At 56.4% G+C, this 23,634-nt stretch carries 22 protein-coding genes; 8 read left to right on the forward strand and 14 right to left on the reverse strand.

Annotation, left to right across the window (positions count from 1 at the left end):
* Window positions 1–24: 24 nt before the first annotated feature.
* Genes AAC622_RS04760 through AAC622_RS04785 form a run of 6 tightly spaced genes read right to left on the reverse strand, consistent with a single transcriptional unit; the run spans window position 25 to window position 5,994 of the window.
* Window positions 25–225, reverse strand: coding sequence for a hypothetical protein (locus AAC622_RS04760; protein WP_340260591.1), 201 nt, complete (start codon window positions 223–225; stop codon window positions 25–27).
* Window positions 226–228: 3 nt separating this feature from the next.
* Window positions 229–2,142: a bifunctional 5-dehydro-2-deoxygluconokinase/5-dehydro-2-deoxyphosphogluconate aldolase gene (locus AAC622_RS04765; RefSeq protein WP_340260592.1), complete on the reverse strand. Its 1,914-nt coding sequence runs from the start codon at window positions 2,140–2,142 to the stop codon at window positions 229–231.
* Between the two features lie 28 nt (window positions 2,143–2,170).
* The gene (locus AAC622_RS04770; RefSeq protein ID WP_340260594.1) at window positions 2,171–3,097 is read right to left on the reverse strand and encodes a MurR/RpiR family transcriptional regulator; all 927 of its coding nucleotides are present in this window, start codon (window positions 3,095–3,097) and stop codon (window positions 2,171–2,173) included.
* The gene (locus AAC622_RS04775) at window positions 3,079–4,200 is read right to left on the reverse strand and encodes a Gfo/Idh/MocA family protein (protein ID WP_340260595.1); all 1,122 of its coding nucleotides are present in this window, start codon (window positions 4,198–4,200) and stop codon (window positions 3,079–3,081) included. Before AAC622_RS04775 ends, AAC622_RS04770 begins: the two co-directional genes overlap by 19 nt.
* Window positions 4,190–5,173 (reverse strand): hydroxyacid dehydrogenase, encoded by a 984-nt coding sequence (locus AAC622_RS04780; RefSeq protein WP_340260597.1) that lies wholly within the window; start codon window positions 5,171–5,173, stop codon window positions 4,190–4,192. Before AAC622_RS04780 ends, AAC622_RS04775 begins: the two co-directional genes overlap by 11 nt.
* Window positions 5,173–5,994 carry an HpcH/HpaI aldolase family protein gene (locus tag AAC622_RS04785; RefSeq protein ID WP_340260598.1) on the reverse strand — a complete coding sequence of 274 codons (822 nt, stop codon included), beginning with the start codon at window positions 5,992–5,994 and terminating at the stop codon, window positions 5,173–5,175. The genes AAC622_RS04780 and AAC622_RS04785 overlap by 1 nt, the downstream gene beginning before the upstream one ends.
* A gap of 188 nt (window positions 5,995–6,182) precedes the next feature.
* Here AAC622_RS04785 and iolD point away from each other — a divergent pair, with 188 nt between their 5' ends.
* The 6 genes from iolD to AAC622_RS04815 all read left to right on the forward strand — a co-directional run bounded on the left by iolD (window position 6,183) and on the right by AAC622_RS04815 (window position 12,899).
* Complete coding sequence (iolD, locus tag AAC622_RS04790) at window positions 6,183–8,060, forward strand: 3D-(3,5/4)-trihydroxycyclohexane-1,2-dione acylhydrolase (decyclizing) (protein WP_340260599.1); 1,878 nt, start codon at window positions 6,183–6,185, stop codon at window positions 8,058–8,060.
* Window positions 8,061–8,065: 5 nt separating this feature from the next.
* On the forward strand, window positions 8,066–8,962 hold the full coding sequence (iolE, locus tag AAC622_RS04795; protein WP_340260600.1) for a myo-inosose-2 dehydratase: 897 nt from the start codon (window positions 8,066–8,068) through the stop codon (window positions 8,960–8,962).
* A 136-nt stretch (window positions 8,963–9,098) separates the two neighbouring features.
* Window positions 9,099–9,914, forward strand: a complete 816-nt coding sequence (locus AAC622_RS04800; protein ID WP_340260601.1) for an SDR family oxidoreductase — start codon at window positions 9,099–9,101, stop codon at window positions 9,912–9,914.
* A gap of 101 nt (window positions 9,915–10,015) precedes the next feature.
* Window positions 10,016–10,927 carry a sugar ABC transporter substrate-binding protein gene (locus tag AAC622_RS04805; RefSeq protein WP_340251093.1) on the forward strand — a complete coding sequence of 304 codons (912 nt, stop codon included), beginning with the start codon at window positions 10,016–10,018 and terminating at the stop codon, window positions 10,925–10,927.
* Window positions 10,928–11,013: 86 nt separating this feature from the next.
* Entirely contained in the window at window positions 11,014–12,126 is a 1,113-nt protein-coding gene (locus AAC622_RS04810) for an ABC transporter permease (RefSeq protein WP_340251095.1), read from the forward strand.
* Between the two features lie 2 nt (window positions 12,127–12,128).
* Window positions 12,129–12,899 (forward strand): ATP-binding cassette domain-containing protein, encoded by a 771-nt coding sequence (locus tag AAC622_RS04815; RefSeq protein ID WP_340260603.1) that lies wholly within the window; start codon window positions 12,129–12,131, stop codon window positions 12,897–12,899.
* Here AAC622_RS04815 and AAC622_RS04820 read toward each other — a convergent pair.
* The 7 genes from AAC622_RS04820 to AAC622_RS04850 form a co-directional block, all read right to left on the reverse strand.
* On the reverse strand, window positions 12,896–13,531 hold the full coding sequence (locus AAC622_RS04820) for an ATP-binding cassette domain-containing protein (RefSeq protein ID WP_340260605.1): 636 nt from the start codon (window positions 13,529–13,531) through the stop codon (window positions 12,896–12,898). The two genes, AAC622_RS04815 and AAC622_RS04820, sit on opposite strands and share 4 nt — an antisense overlap.
* Window positions 13,528–15,198, reverse strand: coding sequence for an ABC transporter permease (locus tag AAC622_RS04825; protein WP_340260606.1), 1,671 nt, complete (start codon window positions 15,196–15,198; stop codon window positions 13,528–13,530). The genes AAC622_RS04820 and AAC622_RS04825 overlap by 4 nt, the downstream gene beginning before the upstream one ends.
* Window positions 15,198–16,385: an ABC transporter substrate-binding protein gene (locus AAC622_RS04830; protein ID WP_340260608.1), complete on the reverse strand. Its 1,188-nt coding sequence runs from the start codon at window positions 16,383–16,385 to the stop codon at window positions 15,198–15,200. Before AAC622_RS04830 ends, AAC622_RS04825 begins: the two co-directional genes overlap by 1 nt.
* 12 nt (window positions 16,386–16,397) lie before the next feature.
* Window positions 16,398–17,015 (reverse strand): CDP-alcohol phosphatidyltransferase family protein, encoded by a 618-nt coding sequence (locus AAC622_RS04835; RefSeq protein ID WP_340260610.1) that lies wholly within the window; start codon window positions 17,013–17,015, stop codon window positions 16,398–16,400.
* The gene (locus AAC622_RS04840) at window positions 17,012–19,165 is read right to left on the reverse strand and encodes an FAD-dependent oxidoreductase (RefSeq protein WP_340260611.1); all 2,154 of its coding nucleotides are present in this window, start codon (window positions 19,163–19,165) and stop codon (window positions 17,012–17,014) included. The genes AAC622_RS04835 and AAC622_RS04840 overlap by 4 nt, the downstream gene beginning before the upstream one ends.
* A gap of 104 nt (window positions 19,166–19,269) precedes the next feature.
* Window positions 19,270–20,142 (reverse strand): universal stress protein, encoded by an 873-nt coding sequence (locus AAC622_RS04845; protein WP_340260613.1) that lies wholly within the window; start codon window positions 20,140–20,142, stop codon window positions 19,270–19,272.
* 12 nt (window positions 20,143–20,154) lie between these two features.
* Complete coding sequence (locus tag AAC622_RS04850) at window positions 20,155–21,645, reverse strand: SulP family inorganic anion transporter (protein WP_340260614.1); 1,491 nt, start codon at window positions 21,643–21,645, stop codon at window positions 20,155–20,157.
* Window positions 21,646–21,835: 190 nt separating this feature from the next.
* Between AAC622_RS04850 and AAC622_RS04855 the strand changes: the two genes are divergently transcribed.
* Complete coding sequence (locus tag AAC622_RS04855; RefSeq protein ID WP_340260615.1) at window positions 21,836–22,384, forward strand: GNAT family N-acetyltransferase; 549 nt, start codon at window positions 21,836–21,838, stop codon at window positions 22,382–22,384.
* Between the two features lie 25 nt (window positions 22,385–22,409).
* Window positions 22,410–23,402, forward strand: coding sequence for a tRNA dihydrouridine(20/20a) synthase DusA (gene dusA / locus AAC622_RS04860; RefSeq protein ID WP_340260616.1), 993 nt, complete (start codon window positions 22,410–22,412; stop codon window positions 23,400–23,402).
* Here dusA and AAC622_RS04865 read toward each other — a convergent pair.
* Window positions 23,399–23,629: a DUF1289 domain-containing protein gene (locus AAC622_RS04865; RefSeq protein WP_340260617.1), complete on the reverse strand. Its 231-nt coding sequence runs from the start codon at window positions 23,627–23,629 to the stop codon at window positions 23,399–23,401. The two genes, dusA and AAC622_RS04865, sit on opposite strands and share 4 nt — an antisense overlap.
* Window positions 23,630–23,634: the final 5 nt, after the last annotated feature.

Here is a 23,634-nt window from a genome sequence, read left to right on the forward strand (position 1 = left end):
AAGGGGGCGGCAGATTTGCCGCCCTTATTCCTGGCTTGGGACATCTTCCCACAGGACAAAGAAATTCCACCCGCAATAGATCGTGATGGCTGCGATGAATGCGGCCCACCCATAGGTTTGGTTCCAAATCTCTACCCCTGTCCAGAAGCAGAGAAATATGATCAAGGCCACCCGCCGCCACAGCGGGTTGAAAATGGGATCAGCAAGGGTTTTATGCGCGGCCATATCTCACCCTTTTCGAGCCTGATCCCACAGCGCTGACAAGCTGCGGTAGCGATCTGCCATTTGCGAAATTGCCTGCGCATCGCTGATTTGCCCCGTAAGCCACGCGCGGGCTGCATCGCCAAAAATTGTGCGCCCCACTGCAAACCCTTTGACCAAGGGCTGACGGGCGGCGAAGGCGAAACTTGCGGCCAAATCATCGACGGGGGCATCAAGGCCCAAAACCAAAATCCCCCGCGTATGTGCATCGTTTGCCGTGATTGTTTGGGTCACAGCCCCCCAAGAGGCGTCATCGGCAAAGGGCTCCAATTTCCACCAATCGGGAAAGATGCCTGCATCATAAAAGCGTTGGATCACGGCGGGGGTGGTTGTCTGATCCACTGCGCCGCGTTTTGAGGGGATCACCTCAAGCAAGAATTCCAACCCATTGCGGCGGGTCGCCGCAAAGAGGCGGCTGACGGTGTCGATCTGGTTTTGCCACAGCGCAGCGTCATCTTGGGGATGGCAAAAGCACAGGCATTTCACCACATGATTGCGCGGCCACTCCTTAAGAACGCCGAAATCAGGGCCAAGTTCAGGTTCAAGCACCAAAGGGCAGGAGCCCGGCCATTCCACAGGGCGGCCAATCCAAAGCGGGCTGTCAGAGGCCGCCTGTAAGGCAGAGCGACCCAATCGGTTGTCGCATAAAATGCCATATCTCGCCCGATCATCCGCCACAACGCGCGCCGCTTGGAGGCATAGCTCTTTGAACGCATCAATTTTGGCGGGGTTTGCCCCGTCCATCTCTTCAAGTTGCATACGATGGTCAAACGCAAAGATGTGCATATCGGGCAAATCTGGCCCCCGATTGGTGGCCCAATGAACCTGCTCTAACGGCCCATCATTGCGCAAGTCGGGCCGCGTGATCCCGCGTGCGAGGAAGAATTGTAGCTCCTCCCATGACGGGTAGGCGGGGGTGCAGCCATGACGAGACACCGCAAATGCGCCGCAGGCATTGGCGTATTTTAGCGCGGTCGCCCAATCAATCTGATCCGCGGGGCAATCAAGCCACCCTTTGATAAGGCCCGACATAAACCCGTCCCCCGCGCCAAGCACGTTGAATACCTCAATCGGAAAACCCTGACCTGCGATCCCGTCATCAAGGCTTGCAGGGATCTCGCCTGTGATTGCCACGGCCCCTGCGGCCCCACGTTTGCACACCAATGTGGCACCGCTGACCGCGCGCACGGCCCGAAGCGCCGTCAGCGTATCGGTGCTGCCGCCTGCAATGTGAAATTCTTCCTCCGTGCCCACGATAAGGTCAAAGAGATGCAAGGTTGATTGCAGTTTGGCCGTAACGGCTGCGCTTTCCACAAAGCGGCTTTCGCCATCGCCATGCCCTGCCACGCCCCAGAGGTTCGGGCGATAATCAATATCAAGGGCGGTGCGGGCACCCCCCTCGCGGGCTAAGCGCAAGGCTTTCAATACTGCGGCTTCGGTCTGCGGGTGGCTGAGATGCGTGCCTGTTGCCACGACTGCGCGGGCGCGCGCGATATAGGCGGGGTCTATATCGTCTTCGCACAGCCCCATATCGGCGCAATTCTCGCGATAAAAAATCAAGGGAAAGCGTTCTTGATCACGGATCCCCAACAGCACCAATGCGGTCAGGCGATCAGGATCGACTTTGATGCCCTCGATATTGACCCCTTCGCGGGTCAGTTCTTCGCGAATAAAGCGCCCCATATGCTCATCACCCACACCCGTGATAAGGCCAGATTTCAGCCCCAAACGCGCTGTGCCTGCGGCCATATTGGTAGGCGAGCCGCCAATATATTTGTCAAAGCTGCGCATATCCTCCAAGCGGCCACCGATTTGGGCGCCATAAAGGTCAACCGAAGCGCGGCCAATTGTGATGACATCAAGGTCTTTTTTTACGCTCATTGCGGATCTTTCCTTTGGAAGTCGGTGTTCAAGTGTCTTTTTGGGTCACATGGGGGATCAGCGGTGCCTCCGCCCCCTTTTGTAGGCGCGCCGCTGTCGCCACCACCAAAGCCTGCGCCACGCACATAGGCGCGGCCAAGGAGCGCGAGAGGCTTTGCTGATATTCGGGCACGGCAAACAGGATCTTTGCCGATTTTGCGAGGGGCGATAGGGTCGTGTCGGAAATGGCAATCACATCATGCCCCGCCGAGGCGGCCTGATCGACAATCTGCACAACCTCATTGGCGTAGTAGCGAAAGGATACAGCAAACAGCACGTCCCGCGGCCCCATACTGCGCGCCATATGGGTGGCAAGGCCGCCGCTGGCATCCAGAAGGATGCAGCGTTTGCCAATCATGGTCAGCAGATAGCGCATGAGCAAAACCACGGGCGAAGATCGATTTTGTCCGACCAAATAAATGGTTTCGGCCCGCTCCATCAGCTTGGCGGCGGCGGCCATATCAAGGCCTGAAATCTCATCAACCAGACCTTCGAGCGAAGCAATGTCTTGCACGATCATCTCGCGCAGGAATCCGATTTCCGAGATATCATCGCGCGCGGCCATCCCATCACGCAAGGATTGCACGCGCGCCCCAAATCCAGGCGCAGCCGTCTCTAGGCGTTGTTGGAATAGGGCCTGCACATCCCGAAACCCTTTATACCCCAAGGACTGCGCAAAGCGCACGAAACTCGAGGCATGCACCCCGCAGCTTTCGGCAATCGCATTGACCGAGCGCACCGCCACATCATTTGGGTTCTGCGTCAGATAGAGCGCGATGGCCTGATAGGTGTTGCTCATCGCACTGTGACGTTCATGGATCAGGCGGATGAACCCCTCATAGGTATCAGGCGGCGGGGTATCGGTGAGGGGGGTGTTGTGATCCATCACGCCCCCGATCAGACTGTCGCGATCCACGCCTCGGATTTGGCCGAGGCTTGAATGGTTTCAACCAGATATTGAATGCGCAACCCCGCACGGAAGTTAAAGGGTTCAGGCGCGCGATCTGCGATGGCATCAAGATAGCCTGCGATCTCAATCGCCTTGAGGTCGTTAAAGCCAATCTGATGGCCCGGTGCCACACAGAATTGCCCATAGGGCGGGTGATCTGGGCTGGCCTCGATTTTGCGAAACCCCTGACGGCCTGTTGCGTCATCGGTGTTGTAGAAATGCAGTTCGTTGAACCGCTCGCCCGTAAAGATGAGTGCGCCCTTGCTGCCATAGACCTCGAAATCATGCTGCATCTTGCGACCCGTGGCGACCCAATTGGCCTCAATTGAGCCCGTTGCGCCATTTTTAAACCGCAAAAAGGCGCGCCCGACATCATCGACCTCAATTTTGCGGGTGGATCCAGTGGCATCCTTGCGGTGGTCAATCATGGTGACGCAATCCCCCATAACGCGGGTGATGGGCCCCAACAGATATTCTGCCGTGGCCAAGGCATGGCTGCCAATATCGGCCAAGGCCCCACCGCCCGCAGGGTCATGACGGAAGGAATAGGGCGCGTTTGCATCACGCATATAATCCTCGGCATGCACGCCGCGATAGCTGCGAATGTCACCCAATTCGCCGCCAGCAATCATCTCGCGGGCAAGCGCCATGATAGGGTTGCACAGGTAATTGAAACCAACTTGGGTTTTGATCCCTGACGCCTCTGCCGCCATGGCCATCTCCTCTGCGTCACGCGCCAAGGGGGCCAAGGGCTTTTCGCAATAGACATGCTTGCCCGCCGCAATCGCTGCCATGGCCATTTCTTTGTGCAACGCATTTGGCGCGGTGATATCGACCACATCTATATCGGGGTTTTCGATCAAATCCTGCCACCGATCTGTGGCATGGGCAAAGCCAAACCCTGCCGCCGCGGCCTGCGCCCCCGCAAGCGTGACATCGGCCAGCGTGTGTAATTCCACCTCATAGGGCAAATCAAACACTCGCGCGGCGGTGGCAAAGCCAAACACATGCGCTTTGCCCATAAAGCCCGATCCAATCAAGCCGATGCGAAGTTTCGGTTTAGCTGCCATTGATTGCCTCGTGATTGACAATGAGCGCAGGATTAATCCTGCCTGTGATAAAGTTCAGCGCGTTTTCCACACAGGCGCAGGCCATACGTTCAGCCGCCTCATTGGACAGCCCGCCAATATGGGGCGACAGGATCACCCGCGGATTCGAGAAAAGTGGGTTATCAAGGGCAGGGGGTTCGGATTGGAACACATCCAACCCTGCCGCGGCCACCGTGCCATCCTTGAGCGCAGCCAACAGGGCCGCCTCATCGACAACGCCACCGCGCGCCGTGTTGCAGATCACTACACCGCGTTTCATTTGCGCAAAGGCGGCGCGATCCAACAGCGCGCCTTTGGCGGCGGGGATATGCACCGAAATGAAATCAGCCTCAGCCAAGGCTGCGGATAAATCTGTCACTTCTTGCGCGGTCCCCTCGGGCCATGCGCCCATTTGGGAAAGATAGGGGTCATAGGCGGATATATGCATGCCAAACCCATCGGCCATTTTCGCCAAACGCCGTCCGATGCGGCCATAGCCGATGATCAAGAGGCGTTTGTTATACACTTCGCGCGCGCGCAAAAGATTACGCCAGTTCCAATCGAACCCTTCGCTACCACGTGTGGCGAAATGCGCTTCTAGCGCCTGTTTCGCCCCTGCAAGCATCATCATCATGGCCTGCTCGGCCACGGAGATAGAATTCACATCCCCCACAATGGCCAAGCCAATCCCGCGGGCAGATAATGCATTTACATCCACCGCGTCATATCCCACGCCGTGGCGCGAGACGATTTTCAGGTCTGGTGCAGTTGCAATCATCTCAGCCGTCAGGGGTTGTGTGCGCAGCACAAGCGCATCGGCCTGCGGCAGATAGGGCAGATAGGCCGTAGGTGCGGGATCGGTTACATAGATGACATCCACGCCCTGCGTTTTAAGCCGCTCTAGCAGCGCCTCACCCGTTGGATGAAGCGCCCCTGCAACCAAGAGCCGTGTCATCAATAGCCCCCTTTGCCAGCACCCGTGCTGTCCGAACCACCGGCGCGGCCCACAACCTCATGCCAGCCTGTGACCGCCGCGCGGGCTGATTGCGCCAAAAAGCGCACATCGCCCCCAACAGTGGTGAGGCGATAGCCCCACTCAATGGCGCGGGCAGCATAGGCGGGGCTGCCACAATGCAGGCAGGCGGCGATTTTGTTCATGCGACATACGGCGGCGATTTCCTTAATCATCGCGATCATCTCGGGTTCTTCGCGGTCAAATCCTGGGGGCAAACGCCCCGCTTGGGTGCCGAGGGTCAAATCAGCAGGGCCTACATAAATACCGTCTAGGCCAGGGGTCGCTGCGATCTCCTCAAGATGTTCCATGCCTGCCGCGGTTTCGATCATGGCAATGGCCAGAACCTGCGCATTCGCGTCTTTGACGTTGTAACTGGGGTCAGCAATCACCGCGCGGGTCGGGCCATAGCTGCGCTGCCCATGCGGGGGGTAGCGCAGATAGCTGACGAATTCTTCTGCTTCGGCGCGAGAATTGACCATGGGGCAGATGATCCCCTCAGCGCCCATATCCAAGGCCTTCATGATCCAACTGGGGTCACGCCACGGCACGCGGGCCATGATAGTGGGGCCTGCATTGCGCAAGGCCTGCGCCATCGGCAAAGCCATGCCATAATCCAACGCGCCATGCTGCATATCAATGGTGATGCTGTCAAAACCCTGCGCCGCCATGATCTCGGCGGTAAAGCTAGAGCCGATGGAACACCACCCATTCAACGCGGGCTGATCCCCTTGCCATAAGGCCTTGAGTTTATTTGCTTTCATTTCTAACCTCCCCATGACTGTGGTCGCGATTTGGCGGAATCCCTCGCCCAAAGTTTAAGCAAGCGCACAGTCTTTCAGCGTCACTATTGCAGTGTCAAAAAGTTTTTGCAATGATCGTTGCATCAAAATTTTTTTGTCAATATACATTTCGTGTGAGGACGAATCTAGCCCAGGGGAGGGGTGCTGGTATGAGTAACCGAGCAAGTGCAAACGGCACTGTGCGTCTAACTATGGCGCAGGCAATCGTGCGTTACATGGTTAATCAATTCACCATAATTGATGGCGAGGAGGTTCCGCTGTTTGCAGGGGTGTTCGGGATATTTGGCCACGGCAATGTCACCTGCTTGGCCGAAGCACTAGAGCGCGTTCAAGATCAGCTTCCCACATGGCGCGGCCAGAATGAGCAATCCATGGCCTTGGCCGCGATTGCCTATGCCAAAGCAAAGAAACGCCGTCAGATCATGGTCGCGACTTCATCGGTCGGGCCAGGTGCCACGAATATGGTCACCGCCGCGGGTGTTGCGCATGCCAACCGCTTGCCCGTCTTGTTGTTGTCGGGCGACACTTATGTGAACCGCTTGCCCGATCCTGTGTTGCAGCAGGTCGAGCATTTCGGGGATCCAAGCATCACGGTGAACGATAGTTTCCGCGCTGTGACGCGCTATTGGGATCGGATCACCCATCCCGCGCAGATCATCCAATCCTTGCCTGCGGCTGTGGCCACGATGCTAGACCCTGCAGATTGTGGGCCGGCCTTTCTTGGCCTGCCTCAGGACACGCAGGAATTGGCCTATGATTATCCAGAGGCTTTTTTCGAGCGCAAAGTTTGGACTATCGCCCGCCCACGCCCCTCGCGCGATCAGGTCGAGGCGGCGGTCGAAATTTTGAAAACCGCGAAAAACCCCTTCATAATCGCGGGGGGTGGGGTGCGCTATTCTGGGGCCGAGGCCGCGGTGGCAGATTTCGCGAAGCGCCGTGGTATCCCGATGGCTGAAACCATTGCCGGCAAGGGCGGCGTTGTGTATGACAACCCTGCCTATGCAGGCCCAATGGGGATTGAAGGCACCGAGGCCGCGCGGCATTTGGCCGAAACGGCGGATGTGGTGATCGCCATTGGCACCCGTCTGCAGGATTTCACCACAGGATCATGGACAACATTCCCCAAGGATGCGCGGTTTATCAATATCAACGCGGCGCGGTTTGATGCGCAAAAGCACCGCGCACAGGCCGTTGTGGGGGATGCGTTTGAGGCGATCACCGAGATTGATGCGCAATTGGGGGATTGGTCTGCCCCTTCCGCCCGTATGACGCAGGCACAAAAATGGTATGCCGAGTGGAATGATTTCTTGGACAAGGGTCAAGCCCCCACAAATCAGGCCGTGCCATCCTATGCGCAGGTCATTGGTGTTGTGAACCGCATGGCGCGCCCCGAGGATGTGATGGTGACTGCCGCAGGCGGATTGCCCGGTGAAACGATCAAAAATTGGCGCTGCAAAGCACCGCACACCTATGATTGTGAATTCGGCTATTCCTGCATGGGCTATGAGGTTGCAGGGGGCTGGGGCCACGCGATGGCGATGGCAGGCAGCAAAGGCACACCCATCGTCATGGTCGGGGATGGGTCTTATATGATGATGAATTCCGACATCCATTCTTCGGTGATCTCAGGCCATAAGATGATTGTTATCGTCTGTGACAACGGTGGTTATGCGGTGATCAATCGTTTGCAGACCAATACGGGCGGGGCAGGGTTCAACAACCTGCTGAAAGATTGCCGCGTGAAAGACCCTGCCAATGTGCGCCATGTTGATTTTGCAAAACATGCCGAGGCCATGGGGGCCTATGCGCGCCATTGTGACAGCCTTGCCGATCTAGAGGCCGCGATGGAATGGGCGCAGACCACCGATGCGACAACGGTGATTTCAATCGCCTCTGATGCCTATACTTGGACAGATGGCGGTGCGGATTGGTATGTGGGCGTGCCCGAAGTCAGCCCCCGTGAAAGCGTTCAAACCGCCCGCAAGGGGCAAGAAGAATTCCGCAAAAAACAGCGGATTGGAGTGTAAACCTCATGTTGAAGGCCAAATTGGGCATTGCCCCGATTGCATGGTGGAATGACGACCTGCCTGAATTATCAGATGACGTCAGCCTAGAGGAATGTCTGACCCAAGCCTCGGAGGCAGGGTTTAGCGGCATGGAAACAGGCCGCCGCTTTCCAATGGATATGGCGGTTCTGGGCCCGATCTTGGATCGCTATCGGATCTCGGTTTGTGGCGGATGGTTTTCGGGTGAATTGCTTGATGGGGATATCGAGCGCGAAAAGGATCGCATTGCAGAGCAAATGGCGTTTTTCAAAGCCGCAGGCGCGCCGTGCATCGTCTACGGGGAAACAGCGCGGTCTGTGCAGGGCAAGCGCGAGGTGCCTTTGGCGCAAAAGCCAGCGATCAGTGAGGCCGAGATGGCCGCCTATGGGCGCAAGATGTCGGACTTTGCCGATTGGTGCGCGGCCCAAGGGATGCCGATTTCCTATCATCATCACATGGCCGCTGTGGTCGAAACCGAGCCTGAGCTTGATGTGTTTATGAAGCATTCTTCGGTTCCGCTGCTGTTTGATGCGGGGCATATGGCTTTTGCGGGCGGGGATAATTTACGCGTAATTGACAATCATCATGCGCGGATCTCTCATGTCCATACGAAGGATATTCGCAAAAAGGTTGTGGAAAAAATTGACAGAACTAGAAATAGTTTCCTTGATGCAGTGGTTATGGGAGTCTTTACTGTACCAGGCGATGGGGATCTCAATTTTTCTAGCATTATTGCCGCACTCGAAGGTGTCGGTTACGAGGGGTGGTTTGTTGTGGAGGCAGAGCAGGATCCCAAACTGAATTCGCCTCGTGAAATGGCGTCACTTGGACACAGAGTACTATCAGAGTTATTTTCCAAATCTGGATATAGTGTAGAAATATAATGATTTTTAAAACTAATTTTTTTAGAATAGCCTCGCTTAAAATATTTTCTGTTTTTCTTTATTGTAGCTTGTGCAAGTGTTTAGTTAGCGCTAACAGGGTGCTGTGCAATTCGATTTTGGCGCGTGGTGCATTCTTGTGAGTAGTTTAGTTGGTAAAATTGCTGTTCTAACAGGCGCCACTCAGGGCCTTGGGGCAGCAATCGCTCGCGTATTTGCAGAGGCGGATGTAGAAGGCCTTATTGTTGTAGGTCGTAACGCTGCGAGAGGTCAGCGTGTTTGCGATCTTATCGCGGATGAATTTGGCACCCAATGTCACTTTGTGGGCGCGGATTTGGCCGATTTAGATGCCGTGCGTGGCATTATTCCTGCTACCAAGGCGCATTTTGGTCGATTGGACATTTTGGTAAATGCAGCAGGCATGACCGATCGCGGAAATCTGCTGAACACCAGCGACGCTCTTTTTGATAAAATGATTGCGGTCAATACACGCGCACCGTTTTTCTTAATGCAGGACGCTGTTTTGTTGATGCAAGAGGTTGGTGTTCATGGCAGCATCGTGAATATCGGATCCGCATCTTCGAGGGTGGGGCAGCCGTTTCTTGCGCCTTACGCGGTATCAAAGGGCGCGCTTGCTACGCTGAGCCGCCATGCGGGGTTTGCCCTGATGCGCAATAGGGTGCGGGTGAATCAATTGGATATCGGATGGATGAATTCCGATGGCGAACGCGCCTTGCAAGAGGCGGAGACGGGAGATCCAGGCGCCCTTGATCGCGCCGCAAAAGAGTTACCTTTCGGAAGACTGCTTGACCCGGTGGAAGTGGCAAAAGCAGTGTTGTGGATGGCGTCAGACGATAGTGGAATGATGACGGGCTCTGTTATTCATTTCGATCAATCTGTCTGGGGCGGGTATGATGGACAGGCACCTGCGCCTGCTCATGCATTGGTGCCGTGAGGAGGGGCCAAACGTGAGGATGCGCGCGTGGGTGTTTCAAAGAATTCTGCCATAAGCGCAGAATAACGGCTCTTCGGAGCATATAACTTGGGAGGAAGACCATGAAGAAACTCATTCTCACCGCTGCAGCAGCTGCTTTGATGGCAGGTGCGGCACATGCTGAGCGTTATGTTATGATCACCCACACGCAGGGCACAGACCCTTTCTGGCCTGTTGTGGAAAAGGGTGGTCGTGATGCAGCTGAGGCTGTAGGCGCGACCCTTGAATATAACTTCGACGTATCTGGCGACATGGCTGCAATGGCGCAGCTGATCGAAGCCGCAGCAGCAACGCAGCCCGATGGCATCATCGTATCGCTGCCTGACGCAGACGCGCTTGGTGGAGCAATCCGGTCCGCTGTTGCGGACGGCATTCCTGTGGTTACTATGAACTCAGGTCTTGAGTCATCCGCAGCGCTTGGTGCCTTGATGCACGTAGGTCAGCCAGAGCGTTTGGCAGGTCAAAAAGCAGGTGAGCGCGCCGCAGCAGAAGGCGTGACCAACGGGCTTTGCTTGAACCAAGAAGCGTTCAACACCGCGCTTGTGGATCGTTGCACAGGCTACTTCGAAGGTGTCGGCGGCGATCTGAACATGATTGACGTGTCAAACGACCCTGCACAGATCGAAACCCGTACCGCAGCGGCGCTGCAGGCAGACGCATCCATCGATGGCGTTTTGGCTGTTGGCCCACATGTCTGTGAAGCGGCAAACCGCGCGATCAAGGAAGTTGGCGCAGACGTGCATTTGGCATGTTTCGACCTTTCCCCCGGCGTTATGGACATGATCCAAGCAGGTGATGCGGCCTTCACAATCGACCAGCAGCAGCGTCTGCAGGGCTATATGCCTGTGATCGTTCTGCACCTCTACAACACAGGCGCAGGCCTGTTGCCTGGTGCGAACATCCCATCTGGCCCAGGCTTTGTGGATGCGTCAAACGCGGCATCGGTTTCTGCACTCGCAGGTATCGATCGCTAAGTTTTTTGATCAGTCAAGACATGAAACAGGCGGGATTTCCCGCCTGTTTTCACCTTCAAAATCCAGATAAAAACAGGATGTGAGATATGGCCGATCGAAGCGAAGCAAACAGGCTTCAACAAGAAACTGCCTTTCAAAAAATCTTACGCCGTCCCGAGATCGGCTCTTTCGTGGTGATGATTATCATCATTGTGGCCTTGGCGATTGCCTCGGATGGTAAGGCGTTTAACCCCTTGGGTCTGAAAAATAACATCGCGATTATTGCCCAATATGGGATCATTGCCACAGGGGCCGCTGTGTTAATGATTGCAGGCGAATTTGACCTGTCGATCGGTTCGATGATTGGCTTTGCGGGCATGTCCATGGCGATGATGCTGAAATGGGGCTTGCCCTTTGGGCTGGGCGAAGCAACCCCTGCCGCCGCCTTTTTCATCACCCTTGCGATGACCTTGGGGATTGGTTGGGTGATTGGCATGATCGTTGTGCGATCTGGCCTCTCTAGTTTTATCGTGACCTTGGCGTTTTTGTTTTTCTTGCGCGGGGTTACCGAAGTTTGCTTCCGCTTGATCAACCAATCGACCCAAATATCGGGTTTGCAAGATTTCAAACTGGAAAGCTGGTTCGCCGATATCATGGGCGGCGAGGTGTTCGGGTGGTTCTATGATATTTGGTTCGCGCTTGGCGGTAATCTTAATCGCAATGGCGAACAATGGGTTCACGGGTTTGACGCGCGGTTTTTCTGGTGGATCGTGATCGCCAGCGTGGCCTATTTCGTGCTTAGCCGCACGCAAATCGGCAACTGGATTTATGCGACAGGCGACAACAAAGAGGCCGCGCGGGCCAATGGCGTACCAGTCGATAAGGTGAAAGTGGGCCTGTTCATGTTCACCGCCTTTTGCGCCACGATGTTTGCCGCATGTCAGGTGTATGACACCAACACATCAGATGCCGCAAAAGGCAATTTGATGGAATTGTTCGCGATTGCAATCGCGGTTGTGGGTGGCACACTGATGACGGGCGGCTTTGGATCCATCCTTGGCGTGGTCTTTGGGGCGATTACCGTTGGCCTTGTGGCGAATGCGGTGTTTTTCATTCCTGCTATCGATGGCGCATGGTTCCGCGTTTTCCTTGGCGGTATCCTGCTTGCTGCGGTTTTCGCCAATGAGCGTATCCGCAAGCGTATTACGGGAGGGATTTAACCATGGCCGAACCATATCTTCGCGTAGAAAATCTGGTCAAACGCTTTGGCCCTTTCACAGCCCTTGGTGGCGTTGACCTTGAGGTCTTTCCAGGTGAGGTGCATTGCCTTCTGGGGGATAACGGGGCGGGCAAATCGACCCTGATCAAAACCCTTGCAGGTGTTCACCAACCCACCGAAGGCAAAATCTATATCGAAGGCAAACCTGTCACCTTCCGCTCGCCGCGGGATGCGTCTGCGGCTGGCATTGGCACAGTGTATCAGGATTTGGCCCTGAACCCGTTGATGAGCGTCACCCGTAATTTCTTTATGGGTCGTGAATTGACAGGGCCCCTTGGCAGCTTGCGCATGAATGAAATGAACCAGATTGCGCATGATGAGATGCTGAAAATCGGTATTGATTTCTCTGACCCCACGCAGGCGGTTGGCACAATGTCGGGCGGACAGCGTCAGACATTGGCGATTGCGCGTGCGATTTATTTCGGGGCCAAGGTTTTGATCTTGGATGAACCAACATCAGCCCTTGGTCAGCGTCAGCAGATGGGTGTTTTGAAAACAATCAAACGCGTCCGCGCACGCGGGGACATTGCGATTATTTTCATCACGCATAACGAAATACATTCGCGTCTGGTAGGGGATCGCTACACGTTCCTTGCGCTTGGTAAAACGATTGGGGCGGGCACCGCTGCCGAGATCGGTGACAAGGAAATGCGCCGCTTGATGTCAGGGGGCGCCGAGATGGGCGACCTTAAGGCAGAGCTAGACGCGATCTAATCTCGCTGTAACTGACAGCAGGGGCCGTTCGCGGCCTCTGCATCCGCGGGGTCATGTGTAACCAGAACCGCAGGAATATTGCGCGCGCGGATATGTGCAAAAACAAAGCGGCGCATCTCATCTCGCAATTCCATGTCCAAGGCCGAAAAAGGCTCGTCCATCAACAGCGCGCGTGGCTCTGCCAAGAGGCTGCGCATCAGGCTGGCACGGGATTTCTGGCCGCCTGAAAGGGTGTAGGGGTCTGCCCCATAGAGGCCCGCAAGGCCCGCTGTCTCAAGGGCTGCCTCTATGCTTGCGCGGCGCGCCGCGCGGTCGGCGCTTGACCGCAGGCCAAAGGCAAGATTGTCACCAAGGCTGAGATGGGGAAAGAGGCACGGATCTTGAAAAATCATGCCCACCCCGCGCGTTTCGGGGGCCAGTGGGGCGAGGTCTTGCCCCTCAAGGGTCACATGACCAGTCGCCGTGACGGATGGGTCAAGATGGCCTGCGATTGCCGCCAAAAGGGTAGATTTTCCAATGCCAGATGGCCCCATGATCGTGGCAACCTCACCACGCGCAACGCACAGGCTGAGGGGCTGAAACAGCATCCGTTCCCCAATGCTGAGGCTCAGCTCTGTGATCTCTAGGCTCATGTCACCCTCGCTTGCATCGCGCGTCTGTTGCGCCAAACATAGCGCGGGGTCAAGAAGGCCAGCAGATATACCAACAGGGGCAGCGCGGCCTGTAGGCTGCCATAAACCCCTGTGATCCTGCGATCCCCGCCTGAGGCGAGCGTGACCGCCTCAGTGGTGATCGTAGCGACCCTGCCGCCGCCCACAAAGAGGGTCGGCAGATATTGCGCAATGGAAACGGCAAAACCAACCGCCATGGCCACCATGATGGCCCGAAGCATCAAGGGAAGTTTCACTGCGAAAAACCGCCGCCACGGCCCTGCGCCAAGGTCGGCTGCCGCCTGTAACACCCTGCGATCTATTGCGCGCCACGGATCAAGCAGCAACAACAAAATATAGGGATAAACGAATAAAAGATGCGCCCAAATCACGGGCGCAACTCCTGCCGTGATGCCAAGTTTCAGCGCGGCAATATTCACCCCATAAAGAAACCCAATTTGGGGCATCAACAGCGGGGCGTAGATCAGCGGCAAAAGGAAAGGTGTCGCCAATTTGTTGGGTAAATGATCCACCGCCTCGAGTGTCAGAAGCGCAAGCGGTGTTGCGATTATCAGACTGATCACTGCGATCTCAAGGCTTGTCTGAAGGGGCGCGCCCCAATCACCGCTTTGCCATGCCCTGAGGGATAGGGATTGTGGGAAAACATCAGGCCAAACCCACCGCCATGTGATTGACCACAAAAGCAATGCCGCAACGCTGATCAGACCCAACCCCATGATCCCGCGCGGCAGGGGCGTGATCCATGATAGGGGTATCCGCGTCCCGCCGCGCCGCCCCATGCGCGCCTCTGCCTTGGCAAGTCGCATTAAGCCGCGCTCACATAACCATAGGCTGAGGCAGGCCAAGGCAATCGTTGCGATTTGAACCATAGCCCCCGCAAATGCGGGCAAAAGCAGCGTCAAATCAGGCGCGATGAACAGGCGCGTGACCAAGACGGCGAAGGTCGGCGGGGCATTCGGCCCCAAGATCAAGGCCATATCCACCACAGACAGCCCGTAAGCCAACACCACCATCACAGGCAGTCGGATCAGCGGGTAAAGCTGCGGCAAGATCAGCAGCGCCCAAATTCGCAGCGTGCCATAGCCAAGGCTTGCCCCGATTTGGCGGGTGCGGATCACGGGCAATTGCGCCATGGCACTGGCGATAGCGATGACCAAAAACGGGGTTTCCTTGATCACCAAGCCAAGGATCAGCGCAAAACCGGCAGGATCATTCACCAAGGCGAGATCTGGGGGGCGGTCAAAGCCCAAAAGGGGCGCAAGCGCGCGCATTATCCACCCCGAAGGCGCAATTAGGAATGCAAGGCCAAGGGCGATTGCGGCATGGGGTATGGCCAATAGCGGCGCTAAGATACGGCTTTCCCCGCCGACTTGTGCCACGAAGATCAGCGCAAGCAACAACGAGAGGGCCGTGGCCACCCCCCCTGTTTGCAGCGACAGACCAAGCGCGCCCCAAAACTCGGGCACCGCCATCAAGCGGTGATAGGGCGCAAATGTCAGGTGATCTGCGCCAATCGCGGGGAAAAAGCCCAAACTGGCCGCAAAGCCAATGGTAAAGCCTGCGATAATCGGGGCCAAGACCAAGGCCGCCGCCGTGCTGAACACACCGATAGACGCACCACGCCCCATCAGCGTGCGTAGCGCGCCGCCCAATCTTCGGCGATGGCGGTCATCCAGCTGGCATGGGGTTCAAGTAAGGTTGGCCCCAGATCGGCCAATTCGGGCAAGGCGGGGCTTTGGGGAAGGTCTGCAAAAAACGGTGCCGCTTCGGCATCCATCAGCGCGGGGTCAAGCACGGAAAACGCGCCAAGATTGTCGATATTTTGCATATGCGCCTGTGCTTCGGGCGATAGCAGGAAATCTGCCACCACCTGCGCCCCATCAACATGGGCCGCGTTATAGGGGATTGCCACAAAACTGATATTTCCAAGCGCCCCCCCCTCGGGCACGAAAACGCGGGCCGTGTCGGGCAAAAGCCCCAAATTGATGGCCGCTGCCGCATAGCTTGGGTCAAACGACATGGTGATATCGATTTCGCCATCGTTCAAAAGGCGCGCTTGGATCGACTCGTTTTCTGGGAATGTCTCACCCTCCCGCCACATCAAGGGGCGCAAGGCATCATACCACGCCCAAAGGGGGGAGGTGAGGGCGGTATAATCCGCTTCGCTTACAGGGTTTTGCAGGATGGCGGGGCTATCAAGCAAACTGATCAAAGCCTGTTTTAGAAAACTGGCCCCCATGAAATTGGCAGGATCGGGATGTGTGAAACGCCCTGGATTGTCACGCGCCCAATCGAGCAATTCGCCCATAGATTGCGGCGGGTTCGGGAGGCGGGCGCTGTCATGGATGAACACAAATTTAGCCAAGCGCCATGGGGCCTCTAGCCCATCAACGGGAACGGTAAAATCAACCGATGCAGGCGCATTAGGCGAAAGATCAACAAAACGCGCATTTGGCAGGCGCTGAACAAAAGGGCCAAACAGCAAATCTTGCTCTTTCATCGCCAGAAAATTTGGCCCGTTGATCCAGATCAGATCAACCGCGCCGCCCGTGTTCTGACCTGCGGCACGTTCTGAGAGAACCCTTGTCACGGCCTCGGCCGTGTCGGTCAACGGCACATGTTCGACCGCGATACCAAAGCGCGCCTGCATCTGCGCATCGACCCAATCAATATAGCTGTTCGTGCGCGGATCACCGCCCCATGCATGCCAATACACAGTCTGCCCGCGCGCGGCATCCACTGTCTCTTGCCATGTTTGCGCATGGGTTTGTGTGGCCATCATCAGGGCCAGTATCGGCAAAAGGCGTTTGATCATGAGGTCTCTCTCTCAATGCGTGTTCGGTGAAAAAGCCACCCATGCCGCGATGAGGCGGGTGAGTGTTGTAATGGCGCAGGCCGCCGCAAAAATAAACGCAAAGGCGGGGAAGGCCATGGGGAAAAAGCAAAAGATCACAAATGCGGTAATCGTTTCGGCACCTTCGGTCAGGCCGCCCAAGTAATAGAACCCTTTTTGCGGGAAGGCTGAAGAGTGCAATCCGCGTTTGGCGGCAATTACCGCATAAGCCATAAATGAAACGCCCGTGCCAATGAAACTGGCCAACAGCAGCGCAGCAGGCAGGGCGTTACGGCTCGGATCAAACAGCGCAAACCCTAGCGGGATGCTGGCATAAAAGAGAAAATCAAGCGCGATATCCAAAAACGCGCCCCGATCTGTTGGCCCCGCGATCCGCGCCACAGCCCCATCCAACCCGTCACAAAGGCGGTTGAGCAGGATGAACATAAGACCCAACCCAAAGTGCCCCATGGCAAGCGCGGGCAGGGCGCATAGCCCCAGAGCAAAGCCAAACAAACTGATTTGATCTGCACTGATAGCAGCCTTGTGCAAGGCTTCGGCAAAGGGGCGGGTCAGGCGGCGTTGCAGGGGCAATAGGCGGGCATCGATCATTTTCCCAACCTCCAGGTGTGAAACCGCTGCAGCAGCGCAAGGGCGCGGGGGTTCACGCGTGCTTTGCGCCAATTCCCCGCGACATATTTATTCGCCTCTGCGAGGGTTGGATAAATGTGAATGGTGCCCAAGATTTTGTTCAGCCCAAGCCCGTGTTTCATGGCTAAGGTGAATTCGGCCAAGAGATTTCCCGCCTCGGCCCCGATGATTGTGGCCCCAAGAATGCGGTCACTGCCTTTTGCGGTCAGCACCTTTACAAACCCCTTTCTGGTGCCATCGGCAATGGCGCGGTCAAGATCATCGAGATCATAGCGCGTGACCTCATAGGCCACGCCCTTGGTTCGGGCCTCGGCTTCGGACAGGCCAACGCGGGCGATTTCGGGATCGGTAAAAATCGCAAAAGGAATGGTGCGATAATCGGCTTTGCTGCGCTTAATATCCCCAAACAGCGCGTTTACGGCGGCGTAATAGGCCTCGTGGCTTGCCGTATGGGTGAATTGATAAGGGCCTGCGACATCGCCTGCGGCGAGGATGTTGGGGAAAAGGGTTTGCAAATAGTCATTCGTGTCGACCTTGCGATCTGTGACAATCCCCAATTCTTCAAGGCCAAATCTCGTCAGGCGCGGGCTGCGCCCGACTGCCACCAAAAGATCATCGGCAAGGATCACCTCACGGCCCTCTGGCCCTTCGATTTCCACGGCAATCTGATCACCCGCAAGGCTCACGGATTGCGCCGTGGAGCCTGTTTTGACGGCAACCCCATCGCCCTCTATCGCGGCAAGAAGGGCGGCGCTGACCTCCTCATCTTCGCGCGCCAAAAGCCGCGGCGCGCGTTCGATTTGCGTGACCTGAACCCCAAGCCGTGCGAAGCTTTGCGCCAATTCGCAGCCAATCGGCCCACCCCCTAAAACCACCATGGATTGTGGGGCGGTTTCACGGGTTTTCATCTCTGACCACAATGTGTCAGAGGTCAGATAGGGCACATCGGACAGTCCCGTGATGGGGGGGATGGTCGGGGATGCGCCCGTGGCCACGATGATCGCGCGGGTGGATAAGGTCGCAACGCTGCCATCATTTTGCGTGATCTCAACATGCCAAGGGTCACGGATGCGGGCATAGCCTTTGATCACTTCAACCCCCAAACCCGCGTAGCGCTCTGCGCTGTCATGGGGTGCGATGGTTTCAATCACCTCATGAATGCGGGCCATGATGCGCGGGAAATCCACCTTGGGGGGCGCTGCGATGAGGCCGTATTCCTCGGCATGGGCAATGTCATGGGCGCGCTTGGCAGATTTGACCAACGCCTTAGAGGGGACGCAGCCAAAATTGAGGCAATCCCCCCCCATTTCTCCGGCCTCAACCAAGGTGACCTTGGCCTTGACCGCAGCGGCGATATAGGCCGAAACAAGACCAGCTGCGCCTGCGCCAATCACGATCAGATTGCGATCAAAACGGGCAGGGCGCGTATAGGGGCGATATGCGCGATAGCGTTTGATGCGCGCAATCGCAAATTTTGCAATCCATGGAAAAAGGCCAAGCGCTGCAAAAGACCCAATCAGCGCGGGCGACAGGATATCAGCAACGGCTGTGATCGTTGCCAATTGCGTCCCGGCGTTCACATAAACAGCCGTTCCTGCAACCATCCCCACTTGGCTTACCCCGTAAAAGGTCAAGGCCCTCATCGGCGATAGGCCCATCACCAGATTAACTACGAAAAAGGGCACAATAGGCACAAGGCGCAAGGTAAAGAGGTAAAAGGCCCCATTTTGTGCAAGCCCGCGATTGACCCCCTCAAGCCGCGCGCCAAATCGGGCCATAACCCAATCTCGCGCCAGATAGCGGGCGGTGAGAAAGGCCAAGGTCGCCCCAAGGGATGCGGCAAAGGACACCATTAACAACGCCGACCAAAAACCGAAAGTTGCGCCAGCCCCCAAGGTCATCCAAACCGCCAAGGGCAAAGACAGCGCGGTGACCGCCAAATAGATCAGGAAATAGAGGCCCCACAAAAGCCCCGCATTTTGGTCGCGCCACATTTGCGCGCCATCCACAAAGCCGCGCAGCCCCTCAAGGGATAAATCAAGCGCGGATAGAGCCCAAAACCCCAAGACAATCAGCACCACCAAAAATGCGGCTATAGCGCGTTTTTTCATCGTGGTCCCCTTAGCCTCATTCGACAGCGTTTCACCGCTTTTGACGAAGAATCCCGCGCGCGCCTAGTCTTATTTCTTTCCCTCACACCCATTTGAGAGGGGCGTTACCGCATGACCAAAACGGGGGCCTTGCAGGATTGGATCATTTGCGTGGTGGTTGAGCCGATCATCAATTGGCGCACACGGCTGTGGCCATAGGCCCCCATCACCAAGAGATCATGGGCGGCGCCACTGCTGCTGTCACTGTCACAGAGCCGCGCAAGCAGGTGCTCGGGCTCGCCCGCCTCGATCAGGATGTCAGCGCCCATGCCTGCCGCGGTCAGACGATTTTTTGCCGCCTCAAGCGCCGTGACTTGTTCGGCGCTTGGTGTTCCCGCAAAAACCAAAGTGACGGCGCGCTTTGAAAACGCGGGCAAAGTGGCGACATAATCGACTGCCTTTATGGCAGAGGCCCCACCATCAAATGCGATCAAAAGTTTTGAAATAGGGGCAAAGCTGCGATTGGCGATGAATACGGGGCGGTGAGCGCTGCGCAATATCCGTTCAAGGTTTGACCCCAGATGCGCCATGGCGTGGCTTGCAGCTTCGCCACGTTTGCCGATCATGATCATTTCAGCCGCTTGTTCTTTGTCAGCCACCGTATCGACAAGATCCCCCTGCCGCAGGCGGGTTTCGACATCGACCCCCTCGGCGCTGATAAGGGCGGCGGCATCCTCTAGCACAGCGCGTCCTTGCTCTTGGGCCAATTTCGCGCGGGCTTCGTCCATTTGTGACAGCTCGGCCAAAAGGCGGCTGCGCGCACCAAGTCGAATTGCGCCGCTATAATCCCCCCGATCATGCCCCGACCGGCGACCCAAGATATGATAAAGCTTGACCTTCCACGCGTTCTGCCCCGCGATCCATGCTGCGTAATGGCACAGGCTTTCGGAATAGGCCGAGGCATCCACAAGCGCCATCAGGTTTGGTTTATCGGTCATCACACAATCCCCTCAATGGCCCGTCAGCGCATCCAAGGCGCCAGGTTTGTCATGAATGGCAAGTTTATCAACGATGGTCTCTGAGGCCTCGTTTAAGCCGATGACCTCAACCTCAGCACCCTCACGGCGGAATTTCAAAATCGCCATATCCAAGGCTGCTACGGATGAAATATCCCAGATATGGGCATGGGTTAGATCAATGGTGACACGATCCAAGGCTTCGCGGAAATCAAAGGCCTTCATGAAATCTTCGGAGGAGGCAAAGAAAAGCTGGCCTTCAATCCGATAGTTGCGATGGCGTCCATCGGCGGTGATGCTCGATGTAACGCGAAAGAGCTGCGAGATTTTCCACGCAAAGAAAATGCCAGACAGAAGCACCCCGACCAAAACGCCAATCGCAAGGTTGTGCGTGTAAATCACAAAGAACACAGTCGCCAACATCACGATAGAGGAGGATTTGGGATGCTCGCGCAAATTGGTGATGGATGACCATGAAAATGTGCCAATCGACACCATGATCATAATCGCGACCAAGGCGGGCATGGGGATAATTGCCACGATGTCACCAAGCGAGACGCAGAGGATCAACAAGAAAATTCCCGCCACAAAGGTCGAAAGCCGTCCGCGCCCGCCTGATTTTACATTGATAATCGACTGCCCGATCATGGCGCAGCCCGCCATCCCGCCGATGAACCCGGTGGCAGAATTGGCCAGACCTTGGCCGATGCATTCTTGATTGCGATCTGACGCTGTGTCGGTCAGATCATCCACAATCTGCTGTGTCATCAGGCTTTCCAACAGGCCCACAACCGCAACGGCGAGTGAATACGGGAAAATGATCTGCAATGTTTCAAAAGTCAGCGGGATATCAGGGATCAAAAATACAGGCAGCGTGTCAGGCAATTGCCCCATATCGCCTACGGTGCGCACATCCCACCCCATGAAGACACATAGCGCCGTCAACACGATGATCGTGACAAGGGGCGATGGAACAGTCCGCGTCAGGCGCGGAAATAGATAGATGATCGCAAGCCCCGCCGCGACCAAGGGATAGGTCAAAATCGGCACATTGCGCGGGTCAAGTTCGGGCAATTGCGCCATGAAGATCAAAATGGCCAAGGCGTTCACAAAGCCCGTCATGACGGATTTTGAAACAAAGCGCATCACATAGCCAAGCCGTAAAAGACCCGCCATGATTTGCAAAAGGCCCGCCAAAACAGTGGCCGCCAAGAGATATTGCAGCCCGTGATCGCGCACCAAGGTCACCATCAAAACGGCGGTGGCGGCGGTGGCCGCCGAAATCATGCCAGGTCGCCCGCCTGTGATTGCGCAAATCACAGCGATGGAGAAACTGGCGTAAAGACCTACTTTGGGGTCAACACCCGCAATGATGGAAAAGGCGATTGCCTCAGGGATCAGGGCCAAGGCCACAACCAATCCTGACAAAAGATCGCCACGGATATTATGCGTCCATTCATGGCGGTAATGCGCGAGAGATATCATCAAATCTAGTCCCTTGCCGGCCTTGGAATGCCAAGGCGGGGTCATGTCCGATCAGCGTGATCAAGCGTTGATTTTGGCCGCGAGGGGCCAGTGCGCCCCCTATGCTGTTCGGGCGGGTTTTAGGGGCAAAAGCCGAACTTGCCAAGCCCAGAGGGCAAAGTCGCATTTTGGCTTGAGTTCGTGATGGCCGATGCTAACTCTGCCAGACATGCAGTATAGCCGTGCCATAAATCCTGATCCCGCCACCTTTGCGGATGTGTTTTTAAAAAGCTTCACCGCCTCTGAAGGGGCGGAGGAGGGGGGATTTGTATCAGCACTCGCCGCTGACTTGATCAAAACTACCCCAGAAAATGACATTGCCGCCTTTACCGCTCATGAGGGCGATCTGTGCGTGGGCGCGGTGATTTTCACGCGGCTCTATTTTCCGCAGACGAGTAGGATTGTGTTCTTACTCTCGCCAATGGCGGTATTGCCAAACCATCAGGGGCAGGGCGTGGGGCAGGGGTTGATTGCCTGCGCCCTGTCACAGTTGGTGGGCGATATCGTGGTGACATATGGTGACCCTGCGTTTTACGGAAAAACGGGGTTTGCGGCCATTGACCCTGTGGTTTTGCCCGCACCTTACCCGTTAAGCCAACCGCAAGGGTGGATTGCACAATCCTTGACAAAGGCCCCAATTTTACCGCTAGAAGGCTCCGCAACCTGCGCGCCTGCCTTGCGAAACCCCGCATATTGGTAGGCCCCACCACCAACGCGGTAATGATGTGACCCAGATCCTCACCCATAATGCCCGCCTCAGCGTGGCGCCCATGATGGATTGGACGGATCGGCATTGTCGTTATTTCCATCGTCTGATGTCGCGTCACGCTTTGCTTTATACCGAAATGGTGACCTCCGCCGCTTTGGTGAATGGGGAGGCTTCACGGCATTTGACCTATGATGCGGCCGAGCATCCCGTTGCGCTGCAATTGGGGGGCTCTGATCCTTTTGAATTGGCGCAGGCGGTGAAAATTGCTGCGCCCTATGGGTATGATGAGATCAATCTCAACGTGGGGTGCCCGTCTGATCGGGTGCAATCGGGCTGTTTTGGGGCGGTTTTGATGAAGACCCCTCAGCTTGTTGCTGATTGCGTGCGGGCCATGCAGGATGCTGCGACTGTCGAGGTGACTGTGAAATGCCGCATCGGGGTGGATGATCAAAACCCCACCGAGATTTTGCCCGCCTTTTTGAAACAGATGGCAGAGGCAGGGGTCAGGCGTCTGACAATTCACGCACGCAAAGCGTGGCTTGAGGGGCTAAGCCCCAAGGAAAACCGCACCATCCCGCCGCTTGATTACGCCTTGGTGCGGCGCATGAAGGAAGAATTTCCGAACCTGCATCTATCAATCAATGGCGGTGTTGAGGATCTAGACGCGGTCGCATCCCACTTTAGGGATGGTCTTGATGGGGTGATGGTTGGGCGCGCGGCCTATCATAGCCCCTATGTGATCTTGGGCCACGCGGATGCAGTGATTTTTGATGACCCGCGCACAGTGCTGTCGGCGCATGAGGTGGCTGAGGCGATGATCCCCTATGCCGAGCGCCATATCACCCAAGGCGGGCGGTTGCATCATGTGACGCGTCATATCTTGGGGCTATTTGCGGGGCAGCCTGGCGCGCGCGCATGGCGGCGTATTTTGTCGACCGAGGCACAAACAGCCGATGCAAGCCCCAAGGTGATTGCGCGCGCGATGCAGATGATGCGTGAGCCTGCCTAGCTCTTCACCCGTGCCGCGCGCCCGCCACGGCGCTTGCTCAAAAGATTTGCACGGCTTGGCAGGGCCTTCATGATGTCAGCGCGTTCTTCGGGTGACTTGCGGCCCCATGTGCTGATTTCATCAATCGTGCGATAGCATCCTGTGCAAATCCGTTCGGTCGGATGAACAAGGCAGATTTTTATGCAAGGCGAAGCAATTTCTTCGCGCGACCAAACCTCGTCCACCATTGCCT

Origin of the sequence: Roseobacter sp. HKCCA0882 (genome assembly GCF_037805225.1) — a bacterium.
Lineage (GTDB): Bacteria > Pseudomonadota > Alphaproteobacteria > Rhodobacterales > Rhodobacteraceae > M30B80.